Below are 13,105 nucleotides of genomic sequence, written 5' to 3'. Positions count from 1 at the left end.
TGAAAACATCATAATCCGAGGTCGCGCTCCAACTGAAGAGCTAGGATACGATTTGGCATATCACCAATAATTTTGCTCGGATTATTCCGCAAAGCACTCGTGAGCTTCTTCAGGAAACGCTGATTCAACTCCATGTTCCCTACCAGTTCACCAATGATGATATCAGGGTAAACATCAGCGCCTTCCAGCCCAATTGTGAGCGCCGCACGGGCTGCTCCAATGGGCTTATCCATTGCGTATTCGACCAGATCAGCGGGATGAAAAACGTATTCCTGCTTCTGTTCCTGTCCGTTTTCCTGTCCCTGTTCCTGCTCACTCATGCATGAGTACCTAGGTTATTGAGATATTGTTCGTATGGGTAATTCGTCTGGGTTCTTGAATTGTTGGGCTTCTAGGATTTCGGGCTTTCAAGCGGACGCTCGTCAAATCGCAGGCACGACGAAGAATCCCAACTACCGGCCTCGGGATATGATGATTGTCTGCCTGCGTTTCTGTGGCGTAGCTGATCCATGCCGAGCTCCTATCGCCCTCCTCACCCGCTAGGCGAGGGCTACTGGGCATCCGGGTGTCCCTGAGTAATGGCACAATACTATCGTCATTGCGCTGCATTGTGAAATCCGCTGGCCCATATCCGTCGCGATCTTTATGGATCGTGAGGGGTTCGTAAGCCAGGCCAAAGCTCCCCAGTATCGCCCCCCCCTAACAGGCTTGAACTGGCGAGATCGACTATGCATCGATATGGGCCGGTTTAGGGGGTCAAAAGCAAACCGGCTTCCGGGGTATGCCATAGATAGTGGTGTGTCAGTAACACCAAGCTAAGAGCACTCCCTATCGAAAGCAGAGCTTAAGCTTGTTAATGCAGGTGCAGGTGCAGGTGCAGGTGCAGGTGCAGGTGCAGCTCAAAGCCTAAGGGCTTTTGACACCAAAGAGATGTCTGTCCACAAAACGTTTTTATTGTCGACGATCACCCGGTCATCCGTCTCGCCGTTCGAATGCTGCTGGAACATGAAGGCTACAAGGTCGTCGGCGAAACCGACAACGGGGTCGATGCCATGCAAATGGTGCGCGAGTGCATGCCGGACCTGATCATTCTCGACATCAGCATTCCCAAACTCGATGGCCTGGAGGTTCTTGCCCGTTTCAACGCCATGAGTTCGCCGCTCAAAACCCTGGTGCTGACTGCCCAATGTCCGACGTTATTCGGTATTCGTTGCATGCAGTCCGGTGCTTCCGGGTATGTCTGTAAACAGGAAGACTTGAGCGAACTGGTCAGTGCGATAAAAGCGGTGCTGTCCGGTTACAACTATTTCCCCAGCCAGGCGTTGAATCCGGTTCGCAGCGACGATATCCGTTATGCGGAACTGGAACTTTTCAAATCCGTCAATGATCGCGAATTAATGGTTTTGCAGTTATTTGCCCAAGGCCGTACCAACAAGGAAATAGCCAAGGGCATGTTTCTCAGCAATAAAACGGTCAGTACCTATAAAAAACGCCTGATGCAAAAACTCAAAGCCAAATCCCTTGTAGAACTTATCGAGATGGCCAAACGCAACGCACTCGTGTGAGACCCCGCATGCCCAGTCGTTTAAAAGACTATTTAATTGCATTGAGCACAGGCCTGTACCTGAGTGCCAATGTGTTTGCCATGCCCGTTGATTCACCGGACTATGCCTTGCTCAGCCGATCGGCAGGCGAGCCGGTGCCGGTTGTATTGGAACAGTCTCAACGACAGTGGCTGCAAACACGCGACGAGTTGATACTCGGAACCTCCGCTCCTGACTATCCACCCTTCGACATGACCGTCAGCGGTCGTGATTATGAAGGCCTCACCGCCGACTATGTCGGGCTTGTCGCTCAAGCCACCGGTTTGCCGATCAGGGTCAAACGTTTTGCCTCCCGGGAGGCTGCCATTCGCGCTTTGGTCGATGGTCAGATTGACCTGCTCGGGACAGCCAACGGCTATGAAGCCGCCAATGCCAACCTTGCGCTGTCCGAACCGTATGCCAACGATCAACCTGTGCTCGTTACCCGCGAAGGTGAAACCCGCAGCCTGAGTAAAGGCCTGGCGGGATTGCGCCTGAGCATGGTCTATCACTATCTGCCTCTGCACGAGGTCAAGGCGCTGTATCCCAAAGCGCTCATCACCTGCTATCCCTCCTACCAGAATGCCATTAACGCCGTGGCGTTCGACCAGGCCGATGTGTTTCTCGGCGACACGATTTCCACCCACTACATGATCAACAAGGGCTACCTCAATAACGTGCGCATGGCCAATTTCGGCAAACAGGAAGCCCAGGGATTCAGCTTCGCCGTGCGTCAAAACAATCCGCAGTTATTGAATATCGTCGACGCCGTGCTTAAAGCGGTGCCGCGGAGCGAACGCGAGAACATCGCCAAACGCTGGAGCGCCGGCAGCGACCTGCTGCTCACCGACCAGAAACTGCTACTGACCGAACGCGAAGAAACATGGCTGCAGCAGCATCCGGTAGTGAGCGTGGTGGTGAATGAGGCTTATGCGCCGCTGACGTTCTTCGATGACGCTGGCAATTTTCGCGGGATCAGCGCCGATCTTCTCGAACTGATTCGCCTGCGCACCGGCCTGCGCTTCGAGGTCCATCGCAGCCGCAACGACGCCGAGATGATCAAACAGATCAATGACCACCAAGCCGATCTCATCGCGGCCTTGCTGCCGACCGCCGAGCGAGAAAAAACCCTGAGTTTCAGTCGGCCCTATCTGGAAAACTCCTATGTGCTGCTGACGCGCAAGAGTGCCGACAGTCCGACTAACCTGGGTCAGCTCAAAGGCAAGCAACTGGCGATCGCCCAAGGCAATCCACTGGTCGAGTACCTGCGACGCGAATTTCCACGGATCCAGTTGATCGAAACCGCAGATACCTTCAGCGCCGTCTCGCTGCTCGCCAAAGGCCATGTCGACGGTGCGGTGAATTCACTGGTGATCGCCAACTACTTCATTTCGTCGCAAATCTTCGAGCGGGCGCTGCAGATCACTACCACCATCGGCACCGGTCAGGCCGAGTTTTCTCTGGCAACCGCACGTGACAACACGGAACTGGGCTCGATCATCAACAAAGCGCTTCTGAGCATTTCCCCGGAAGAACTCGGCGTCATCAACGGGCGCTGGCGTGGATACTCCAGCGCCTCGCAAAACATCTGGCGCAATTACCAGCGCCTGTTCTATCAGGTGATCATTGGCGCCTGCCTGCTGCTGTTGCTCTTGCTTGCCTGGAACGCCTACATGCGACACCAGATCAAACAGCGCCAGGCGGCTGAGCGGGCCTTGAACGATCAGTTCGAATTCATGCGCTCGCTGGTCAACGGTACGCCGCATCCGATCTACGTACGCGATCGGCAGGGTCTGCTGCAGAGTTGCAATGACAGTTATCTCGAAGTGTTCAATGCCAAGCGTGAGGACGTGATAGGCAAAAGCGTCATGCAGGGCACCCTGAGCAACGCTTTCGAGGCTCAGGCCTTTCATGCCGACTATCAGCGAGTGGTCACCGAAGGCACTGCGCTGGTGCTCGACCGGCCTTTGCACATCGGCAAACGACGCCTGACGATCTATCACTGGATACTGCCGTATCGGGACTCCAGCGGCGACGTGAAAGGCATCATCGGTGGCTGGATCGACATCAGCGAACGCCGACAGCTGTTTGAGGAACTGCGTGCGGCCAAGGAACAGGCAGATGACGCCAACCGGGCGAAAAGTACATTCCTGGCCACCATGAGCCATGAAATCCGTACGCCCATGAATGCGGTGATCGGCATGCTTGAACTGACGCTCAAACGCATCGATCAACACCATCCGGATCGCTCTTCGATCGACACTGCCTACCATTCGGCCAAGGATCTGCTGGGTTTGATCGGCGACATCCTCGACATCGCACGGATCGAATCCGGACGCCTGAGCCTGTGCCCGGAACGGGTCAACCTGGTGGACACAGTAGCGTCTGTCGCAAGAATCTTCGACGGCCTGGCCCGGCAGAAGAATCTCGCTTTGCAAGTCATCTTCAATCCGCCGGATCTAGCGGTCGATGTATACCTGGACCCACTGCGTTTCAAGCAAGTGCTATCCAATCTGATCAGCAACGCCATCAAATTCACTGAGCAAGGACACATCAGAATCAGCGTCGACCTCATGACCACGGATGTGCCAGGGCGGGTTCTGATGCAATTGACCGTACAAGACAGCGGTGTGGGTATCTGTGCAGAGGATCAGCAACAATTGTTCGAGCCCTTTGCCCAGGCGGAAAATAGCCCTCAGCAAGCCCGAAGTGGCGCAGGTCTGGGATTGGTGATCAGTCGCAACCTGTGTGAAATGATGGGCGGCCAGTTGCAATTGAGCAGCCAGCCCGGCATCGGAACGCAGGTCTGCGTTTCCCTGCCCCTGGACAGCTTGCCGGCACAGGCGAGCGCGGCCAGGGATGAGCCAGCGATCAAGACCTCGCAGACACCGCTACACGTTCTGGTGGTGGATGATCACCCGGCCAATCGTTTGTTGATGTGTCAGCAACTGGAGTTTCTCGGCCATCACTTCAGCATCGCCGAGAATGGCTGTAGCGGACTCGAGCGGTGGAAAGAAGGCGCCTTCGATCTGGTGATTGTCGATTGCAACATGCCTTTGATGAACGGTTATGAACTGACGCGCGCCATTCGCCAGCATGAGCTGCAGAACCGCCTCCCACCTTGCTCGGTGTTGGGTTTCACGGCGAATGCGCAACCTGAGGAAATCCAGCGTTGCAAACAGGCAGGCATGAACGACTGCCTGTTCAAGCCCCTGAGCCTGAGTCTGCTCAGCCAATGGATCGACGGCATCGCAGCGACGTCGTCCACACCGCCATTCAACCTGCGAAGTCTGAACATGTTGACGGGCGGCAACCCCGCCCAGGCCCGGCGTTTGCTGGTTGAACTGCTCAAGAGCAGCCGCCTCGACCGACAGGAACTGCTCGCGCTGTCGCCGCAGGATGATCGCGGAGCCTTGGCGGTAGTCGCTCACAAGATCAAGGGGGCTGCACGCATCGCTCAGGCATCACGGGTGATCGAATGCTGCGATGCCCTGGAGCTCGCCTGCACGCAAGACTTGGCGACAAATGAGATCGCTCGTCGTTGCGAGGCGATCAACCGGGCGATACTCGAACTGGAGCAAGCCTTGCAGCAACAATTGGCATTGTCCGATCAAGGCACGATGAGCGTGCCTTAACTATGCTTGGCGCTGAGCAGTGAGTTAAACATCATGGAGAACCTGAAATGCCCAGCCCACTGCGCCCGGAACAGCGCCGGTTCCCGCTGCACGTGCACATCAGTGTCATGTTCACGTTTCTCCTGCTGCTCACCGGCGTGGTGCTGGGGTTGTTCAATTATCGCCAGACCACGCAGATCATCCTGTCGAGCAGCGACAAGTTGTTCAGCCGGATCGAACAGGACGTGCGGCTCGACCTGTCCGCCACCTATCAGCCGATCCGCCATTTGTTGAGCCTGTTGGCGGTCAATCCCGCTACACAGGCTTTGGCCCTGGAACAACGATTGCCGCTGCTCAGGCCATTCAGCCAGTCGCTCAGTGATAACCCGAACCTGGCCTCGCTGTATCTGGGTTATGCCAACGGTGATTTCTTCATGGTGCGCCCGCTTCGCACCTCGGCGATGAAAGCCCTGCTCAAGGCTCCGGAAGCGGCGCTGTATCAGGTCTGGAGCATCGAGCATGACCCGCAAGGGAAAGTGCGCTCGCAATCGCTGTTCTTCGATCAGGCCCTGACCCCGATCGGCCATCAGGAAAATACCGGCGACCCTTATGATCCGCGCAACCGCGCCTGGTTCATCAATGCCCGCCAGCAAACCGAACAGATCACCACCGAACCCTACGTGTTTTTTTCAACCCACAATGTCGGCACCACACTGGCCCGGCGCAGTGGTGAAAACGCAGTAATCGGTGCCGACCTGACGCTGGCTGCACTTTCTGCGACCCTGAGCAAACATGTCGTCACGCCCTCCACCGACATTGCCCTGTTCGATGCCGACGGTAACGCCGTGGCATACCCCGACAGCAGCCGTCTGATCGTCGACGACAGCTCCACGCATCTGGCCAAAGCGACGGACCTGAGCCCGAGCCTGCACGCGTTGCTGTCCGCAGAGCACACAGGCAAGCGACTGGAAGTCGACGGCCGACAATGGATAGTCGCTCGCAGCAGCATTGAGGAAGGTGGCCCCAAAGGCTTGCAGCTGGCACTCCTGGTCCCGGAAGACGAATTGCTGGTCGATGCCTATCGCATGCGCTGGCAAGGCGCGTTGATTACCTTGGCCACCTTGCTGTTGTGCCTGCCACTGGGTTGGGTAATCTCGCGGATTCTGGTCAAACCGCTGCATGCGCTGGTCAAGGAAGCCGACGCGATCCGCAGCTTCGATTTCAACTTTCCGCTGGCTCGACGCTCGCCGGTACTGGAAGTCGACCAGTTGAGCGTGTCGATGGCGCGCATGAAAGACACGCTGGCGAGTTTCTTCCGCATCACCGACACTTTGGGCGCCGAAACCCGATTCGCCCCATTGCTGCAACGGGTACTGTTCGAAACGGTGCAGATCGCCCAGGCGCAGGCAGGGTTGATCTATCTGCGTGAAAGCGACAGCAGCCGTATGGAGCCATACGGATTAGTGATCAATGGCACGCCTCAGGCACTGGAAGCGTTCGACATTCAGGGCCACGATCTGCAACAAAGCAGAGGCCCGGTGTGGTTCGAACAATTGGTCAGCGCCAACAATGTCGTGAGCAATTTCGGCGTCGATCAGGCCGCCGATCTGCAAAAAGTCCTGTTGGTGATGCAATCGCCACGGGTTCATCTGATCGGCATCCGCCTGCACAATCGCCACGACGAAACCATCGGTCTGTTGATCCTGCTGGTGAACGACAGCGGCACGGCAGCCGACCTGGAAAAACTGCGCCCTGACCGTATCGCTTTCTTGCAGGCGGTGTCAGGCGCTGCCGCAGTGAGCATCGAAAGCCAGCGCCTGCAAGCCCGCCAGAAGCAGTTGCTCGACGCCTTTATTCAATTACTTGCCGGCGCCATCGACGCCAAGAGTCCTTATACCGGCGGCCATTGTCAGCGCGTGCCAGAGCTGACGCTGATGCTCGCCCAGGCAGCGGCCGCCAGTCAGGCACCAGCATTCAGTGCCTATCAGCCGAGCGAGGATGAATGGGAAGCCTTGCACATTGCCGCTTGGCTGCACGATTGCGGCAAGGTAACGACGCCGGAATACGTGGTCGACAAGGCGACCAAACTGGAAACCATCAGCGACCGCATTCATGAGATCCGCACCCGTTTCGAAGTGCTCAAGCGCGACGCCTGGATCGGCTATTGGCAGGCTCGGACCTTGGGCGGTGATGAAACCGCATTGGCTGCGCTGCGCGACGCCACACTGACGGCGCTGGACGACGACTTTGCGTTTGTCGCGCGTTGTAATCTGGGCAGTGAAGCCATGGCCGAAGCGGATCTGCAACGCCTTGACCGTTTGGCCGGGCGCACCTGGATGCGCACCCTCGATGACCGTCTGGGCGTGTCCTGGGAAGAGAACCGGCGTCAGGCGCGCACGCCCCCACCGATCTTGCCGATCAGTGAAAAGCTTCTGGCGGACAAGCCCGAGCACTTGCTCGAACGGGACCCGAACGAGTTGATTCCCGAAGACAATCCGTGGGGCTTCAAGCTGGATGTGCCGCGCTACAAATACAATCGTGGCGAGCTATACAACCTGAGCATCAGCCGCGGTACCCTGACCCGCGAGGAGCGTTACGTGATCAATCATCACATGGTGCAGACGATCATGATGCTCAGCCACCTGCCCTTCCCCGGCCACCTCGACAGCATTGCCGAAATCGCCGGTGGTCATCATGAAAAAATGGACGGCAGCGGTTACCCGAAACGCCTGAAGCGTGAAGACATGAGCCTGCCGGCGCGGATGATGGCGATTGCCGATATCTTCGAAGCGCTGACCGCAGCCGATCGCCCATACAAGAAAGCGAAAACCTTGAGTGAGGCGTTGGCGATCATGGCCACCATGTGCCGTGAGGCGCACATCGATGCCGAGCTGTTTGGATTGTTCATCAACGAAGGCGTTTACATGCAATACGCCATGCGTTTTCTCGATCCCGCGCAGATCGACAAGGTCGATCCGGCCAGCCTGTTGCACAAGGCTGGCCTCAGCGCGTGATCAGCAGTCGGTCAGACGCAGGAAAATTGCCGCCAGTTGCTCGATACCGGCCTGATCCTGCTCAGCAAAACGCGCCAGTTTCGGGCTGTCGAGGTCGAGTACACCGATCAGGCGCCCTTCCTTGACCAACGGCACGACCAGTTCACTGTTCGAAGCGCTGTCACAGGCGATATGGCCGGGGAATGCATGCACGTCTTCGACGCGCTGGGTTTGCCGACTGGCCGCCGCCGCACCGCACACACCACGACCGAACGGAATGCGCACGCAGGCGATCTGGCCCTGGAACGGGCCGAGCACCAGCTCCTCGTTGCGATTGAGATAAAAACCCGCCCAGTTCAGGTCATCGAGCTGGTTGAACAGGAACGCCGAAAACTGCGCGGCGTTGGCGATGAAATCGCGCTCGTCCGCCAGCAGCGATTCCAGTTGTGCGGCCAACATGCCATAGCCTTCGAGGCCTTGGCCGCTTTGTTGCAAATCAATCATGCCTTTTGCTCCAACAATTTCAGTCCCACCCAGTAACGGGCGAATTGGTACGCGCAACGTCCGTTGCGATTACCGCGGCCAGTGGCCCAACGCACGGCGAGGATGTCCAGTTCGTCATCGCGCTGCCAGCTCAGGCCGGCCTTGGCCGCCAATTGGCCGATCCAGTGTTCGACGACGTTAAGGAAATGTTCTTGGGTAAACGGGTAGAACGACAGCCACAGACCGAAACGGTCCGACAGCGCAATCTTGTCTTCAACGGCCTCGCTGGGGTGCAGTTCGCCGTCGACGCGTTTCCAGTTTTCGTTGTCGCTTTCCTTCTCCGGCACCAGGTGGCGACGGTTGGAAGTGGCGTACAGCAAAACGTTGTCCGGCGCCTGTTCAAGCGAGCCGTCGAGCACGCTTTTGAGCACGCGATAATCACCCTCACCGGATTCGAACGACAAGTCATCGCAGAACAATACGAAACGTTGTGGCAATTTGCCGATCTGCTCGACCACACGCGGCAGATCCGCCAGATGATCGCGCTCGATCTCGATCAGGCGCAGGCCGGCGGCGGCGTGTTCTGCCAACAACGCCCGCACCAGCGAGGACTTGCCAGTACCGCGCGAACCCCACAGCAGCGCATGGTTGGCCGGCATGCCATCGAGAAATTGCTGGGTGTTGCGCCCCAGTTGTTCGAGCTGACGGTCAACACCGATCAGGTCGGACAGGCGCATGTCGAGGCTGACTTCCAGCGGCAACAAGTAGCCGCTGCGCCCGTCGCGCTGCCAGCGCGCCGCCAGACAAGTGCCCCAGTCGATCACCGGCCGTGGTGCCGGCAACAACGGTTCGATCCGCGCCAGAACCGACTCGGCGCGTTCAAGAAAAGCATTCAATCGGGAATCCACGTCTTCTCCTCGGGCACGTTCACAGTGATGATGACGATCCAGCGACGACACACAGATAAAAATCACCCTACCAAGCCTTGTTACAAGGCGATTCGGGAACCTCGGTATCCATACATGATCGACTATGCTTGAGCAGCGAAGGGAAACGGAAGTGGTTCAACACCCCATGGATATCAAATTCACCCACCGGCTGTCTTACAAGCAAGCCAGGCTTACCGTGCTGGTCGGGTTCATTCTGGGCACGCTGCTCAGCCTGCTGCAAATCGGCATCGATTATGCCAGTGAAGACGCTTCCATCAACCGGGAAATCCTGTCTTTGCTGGAAATCAGCCATAACCCGGCATCACGTATCGCCTACAACATCGATGCCGAACTCGCTCAGGAACTCGCCTTGGGCCTGTTGCGCTCACCGGCGATCATTTCTGCACGACTGACCGATAACAACAATACTGTGCTGGCCAGCGTCAAACGCCCGGAACTGCAAAGCGGCTACCGGGTGATCAGCGACTTTCTGTTCGGTGCCAAACGCCAGTTCGAGGATCGCCTCTATCTCGACCATCTGCCCAGCGAGTCCCTCGGTGTGCTGAGCCTGGAAGTCGACACCTACGCATTCGGCAGCCGCTTCCTGCGCCGGGCCGAAGTCACCCTGCTCAACGGTTTCGCCCGCAGCCTGATCCTCACCGGCCTTTTGCTGGCACTGTTTTACGTGATGCTGACCAAGCCGCTGGTGCGGGTCATCCGTGAGCTCAGCGGACGCGATCCGCGCAGTGCCGAACCGACCACACTGGAGTGTCCGGCCGGGCACGCCAATGATGAAATCGGCGTATTGGTCAAAGTCGCCAATCAACAATTCGAGAACATCGCCACCGAGATCCAGCAGCGGCGCAACGCCGAAGACCGTCTGACCGACTACCTCGGACAACTGGAAAACATCGTCTCGGCGCGCACCGCTGAACTCAAGGCGATCAACGCACGGCTGAGCCAGTCCAATCAGGAACTCGAAGTAGCTCGCAGCACCGCGCTGGAAATGGCCGAAGCCCGTTCGGCGTTTCTCGCCAATATGAGCCACGAGATCCGTACACCGCTCAACGGTCTGCTGGGGATGATCGCGCTGTCGCTCGACGGGCCGCTGAACGCCGAGCAGCAGCAACAACTGTCGATCGCCCACGACTCGGGCAAGGTCCTGGTTGAGCTGCTCAACGATATCCTCGACCTGTCCAAGTTCGATGCCGGCCAACTGGAACTCGAACACATTCCGTTCGATCTCGGCTCATTGATCGAAGACACCGCCAATCTGCTGTCGCAGAATGCCGCGCCGAGCGTCGAACTGACCTGCCTGATCGACCCGCACTTCCCGGCACTGGTGCTGGGCGATCCGACCCGCGTGCGGCAGATCGTCAGTAATCTGCTGTCCAACGCGCTGAAATTTACCCGCTTCGGCCGGGTGGATGTGCGCTTGTCGTCCTACAAGGATGGCGTGCGCGTCGAGGTCTGCGACACCGGCATCGGGATCGCCCAGGACGCGCAGCTGAAAATCTTCCAGCCGTTCACTCAAGCGGGCGCCGGCATTACTCGACAATACGGCGGCACCGGGCTGGGTCTGGCGCTGACCTACAACCTCTGCGAAGCCATGCAGGGGCGTCTGACCATCAGTTCCGAAACCGGGTTCGGCAGTCAGTTCTGTGCCGAGCTGCCATTGCCGTGTCATACCCGCGCACTGGTTCCGGCGCCGCTGCACGGAAAAATCCTCGCCATCACCGCTGCCAGCAGTGGACTGGCGGAACTGTTGCAGAGCCTGCTGCCGGTGTGGGGACTTACATATGAGCAGCGCACCATCGATGACTCACTGCTGGGCCTGACGCCGGACGTGGTGATCACCGATTGTCCGGAGTGTCTGTTCGGTTTGCGCCCGACGCTTGGGGCGCCGATTTTGCTGGTAACCGCCTACGGCAGTTTCCTGCCCAGCGAAGAAGCCGCCGCACTCGCACCTCTGCAGCAACAGGCCCGACCATTGGCGCGTAATGCGCTGTACCAGAACCTGCGACGTACCCTGCAACCGGATGTGGTCGCCGTTAACGATGCGCAGCTGGAAACGTCTCCCTCGGTGCGGCGCGGGCGGGTGTTGCTGGTCGAGGACAACCCGGTCAATCAACTGGTGGCCAAAGGCATGCTCGGCAAACTGGGCTGCGAGGTCATCGTCGCCGCCCACGGTGCCGAAGCGCTGGATCAGTTGGAGTATCACGAATTCGATCTGGTGCTGATGGACTGCAACATGCCCGTGATGGATGGCTACGAAGCCAGCCGACAGATCCGTCAAAGCGGGCGCTGGCCGAGCCTGCCCATCGTCGCTCTGACCGCCAACGCCATGTCCGAAGAACGCGAACGCTGCCGCGCAGCCGGCATGAGCGACTATCTGGCCAAGCCGTTTCGCCGTGAAGAACTCGCGGCACTGCTCGATCAATGGATCCCGACTACGACAGCGCTTTGATCTGCCCCAGCAAGTGATCGAGGCCGTCACGCAACGCATTGAGACGGTCCAGATCCACCCCGCTGTCGCACAGCAATCGGGCCTTGAGCGGCCCGACCTGCTCGCGCAAGGCTTGGCCTGCCGGCGTCAGACTCAGGTGCACTTCGCGCTCGTCACGCGTTGAACGCTGGCGCTGTACCCATTGCAACTGTTCCAGACGCTTGAGCAATGGCGTCAGCGTGCCCGAGTCCAGCGCCAGACGCTCGCCCAACGCCTTGACCGTCGGTTGCTCCGGCGCAGCGTCCTGCCATTCCCACAACACCAGCATCGCCAGGTATTGCGGGTACGTCAGGCCGAGCTGATCGAGCATCGGTTTGTAGGCACGAATCACCGCCCGAGAGGCGGCGTACAGCTTGAAGCACAACTGGTTGTCGAGCTTCAGCGAATCGACCGGCAAGCTGTTCATTTGAGCAGGGCTTCGATCTCGCCGCTCAGCTCCTGCGGCTTGGTGGTCGGGGCAAAACGCTTGACCAGTTTTCCGTCCTTGCCAATCAGGAACTTGGTGAAGTTCCACTTGATGCCCTGGGAGCCAAGCAGGCCCGGCGCGCGTTTTTTCAGTTGCACGAACAGCGGATGCGCGTCTCCACCGTTAACGTCGATCTTCTTGAACAGCGGGAAGCTGACGCCGAAGTTCAGCTCGCAGAACTCACTGATCGCCCCTTCGTTACCTGGCTCCTGCTTGCCGAACTGATTGCACGGGAAGCCCAAAACCACGAGCCCCTGATCCTTGTAGGTCTGCCACAGTTCTTCGAGGCCTTTGTACTGTGGAGTGAAACCGCATTTGCTTGCGGTGTTGACCACTAAAACCGCTTTACCGGCGAAATCGGCGAGGGTCTTTTGCTCCCCCTTGATGGTGGTGCACGGAATGTTCAACAGGTTGTCGCTCATGGCGTCGGGCTCCGCAGACAGTCAAGAAAGATCAAACATAGCGAGCAATTAAATTGTGTGCAATTCAATTATCGAATAATAAGGCGACCCGAAGGTCGCCTTCATTCGT

General features: G+C 58.1%; 9 protein-coding genes. 4 read left to right on the top strand and 5 right to left on the bottom strand.

What is annotated here, in order from left to right; translation table 11 throughout:
• Positions 1–8: 8 nt before the first annotated feature.
• Positions 9–320 (bottom strand): hypothetical protein, encoded by a 312-nt coding sequence (locus HUW52_RS10570; RefSeq protein WP_175553579.1) that lies wholly within the window; start codon positions 318–320, stop codon positions 9–11.
• Positions 321–953: 633 nt separating this feature from the next.
• On the opposite strand from HUW52_RS10570, the gene HUW52_RS10565 reads away from it, so the two are divergent.
• The 3 genes from HUW52_RS10565 to HUW52_RS10555 are packed head-to-tail and all read left to right on the top strand — an operon-like array spanning position 954 to position 8,211.
• Positions 954–1,565: a response regulator transcription factor gene (locus HUW52_RS10565; protein WP_256668506.1), complete on the top strand. Its 612-nt coding sequence runs from the start codon at positions 954–956 to the stop codon at positions 1,563–1,565.
• Between the two features lie 8 nt (positions 1,566–1,573).
• Positions 1,574–5,218 carry a transporter substrate-binding domain-containing protein gene (locus HUW52_RS10560; protein WP_175553577.1) on the top strand — a complete coding sequence of 1,215 codons (3,645 nt, stop codon included), beginning with the start codon at positions 1,574–1,576 and terminating at the stop codon, positions 5,216–5,218.
• Positions 5,219–5,265: 47 nt separating this feature from the next.
• A complete protein-coding gene (locus HUW52_RS10555) occupies positions 5,266–8,211 on the top strand; it encodes an HD domain-containing phosphohydrolase (RefSeq protein ID WP_175553576.1) in 2,946 nt (981 codons plus the stop codon).
• Here the strand turns inward: HUW52_RS10555 and HUW52_RS10550 are convergent, their stop codons facing one another.
• A complete protein-coding gene (locus tag HUW52_RS10550) occupies positions 8,212–8,694 on the bottom strand; it encodes a GAF domain-containing protein (protein WP_175553575.1) in 483 nt (160 codons plus the stop codon).
• Positions 8,691–9,581, bottom strand: coding sequence for an ATP-binding protein (locus HUW52_RS10545; protein ID WP_175553574.1), 891 nt, complete (start codon positions 9,579–9,581; stop codon positions 8,691–8,693). Before HUW52_RS10545 ends, HUW52_RS10550 begins: the two co-directional genes overlap by 4 nt.
• Before the next feature lie 166 nt (positions 9,582–9,747).
• On the opposite strand from HUW52_RS10545, the gene HUW52_RS10540 reads away from it, so the two are divergent.
• Complete coding sequence (locus HUW52_RS10540; protein WP_175553573.1) at positions 9,748–12,069, top strand: response regulator; 2,322 nt, start codon at positions 9,748–9,750, stop codon at positions 12,067–12,069.
• Here the strand turns inward: HUW52_RS10540 and HUW52_RS10535 are convergent.
• Both HUW52_RS10535 and HUW52_RS10530 read right to left on the bottom strand, forming a co-directional pair.
• Complete coding sequence (locus HUW52_RS10535) at positions 12,053–12,514, bottom strand: MarR family winged helix-turn-helix transcriptional regulator (protein WP_016985484.1); 462 nt, start codon at positions 12,512–12,514, stop codon at positions 12,053–12,055. The two genes, HUW52_RS10540 and HUW52_RS10535, sit on opposite strands and share 17 nt — an antisense overlap.
• A complete protein-coding gene (locus HUW52_RS10530; RefSeq protein ID WP_016985485.1) occupies positions 12,511–12,996 on the bottom strand; it encodes a glutathione peroxidase in 486 nt (161 codons plus the stop codon). The genes HUW52_RS10535 and HUW52_RS10530 overlap by 4 nt, the downstream gene beginning before the upstream one ends.
• Positions 12,997–13,105: the final 109 nt, after the last annotated feature.

It is taken from the genome of Pseudomonas sp. 43A (assembly GCF_013363935.1).
In the GTDB taxonomy this organism is placed as follows: domain Bacteria; phylum Pseudomonadota; class Gammaproteobacteria; order Pseudomonadales; family Pseudomonadaceae; genus Aquipseudomonas; species Aquipseudomonas crudilactis.
The sequence above is the reverse complement of the archived record's forward strand: the minus strand, read 5'-3'. Positions and strand labels throughout refer to the sequence as shown.

Coding starts and splice junctions, on each gene's coding strand:
- HUW52_RS10570 (WP_175553579.1), bottom strand. CDS start 320: ATGAGTGAGCAGGAACAGGGACAGGAAAACGGACAGGAACAGAAGCAG.
- HUW52_RS10560 (WP_175553577.1), top strand. CDS start 1,574: ATGCCCAGTCGTTTAAAAGACTATTTAATTGCATTGAGCACAGGCCTG.
- HUW52_RS10555 (WP_175553576.1), top strand. CDS start 5,266: ATGCCCAGCCCACTGCGCCCGGAACAGCGCCGGTTCCCGCTGCACGTG.
- HUW52_RS10550 (WP_175553575.1), bottom strand. CDS start 8,694: ATGATTGATTTGCAACAAAGCGGCCAAGGCCTCGAAGGCTATGGCATG.
- HUW52_RS10540 (WP_175553573.1), top strand. CDS start 9,748: ATGGATATCAAATTCACCCACCGGCTGTCTTACAAGCAAGCCAGGCTT.
- HUW52_RS10535 (WP_016985484.1), bottom strand. CDS start 12,514: ATGAACAGCTTGCCGGTCGATTCGCTGAAGCTCGACAACCAGTTGTGC.
- HUW52_RS10530 (WP_016985485.1), bottom strand. CDS start 12,996: ATGAGCGACAACCTGTTGAACATTCCGTGCACCACCATCAAGGGGGAG.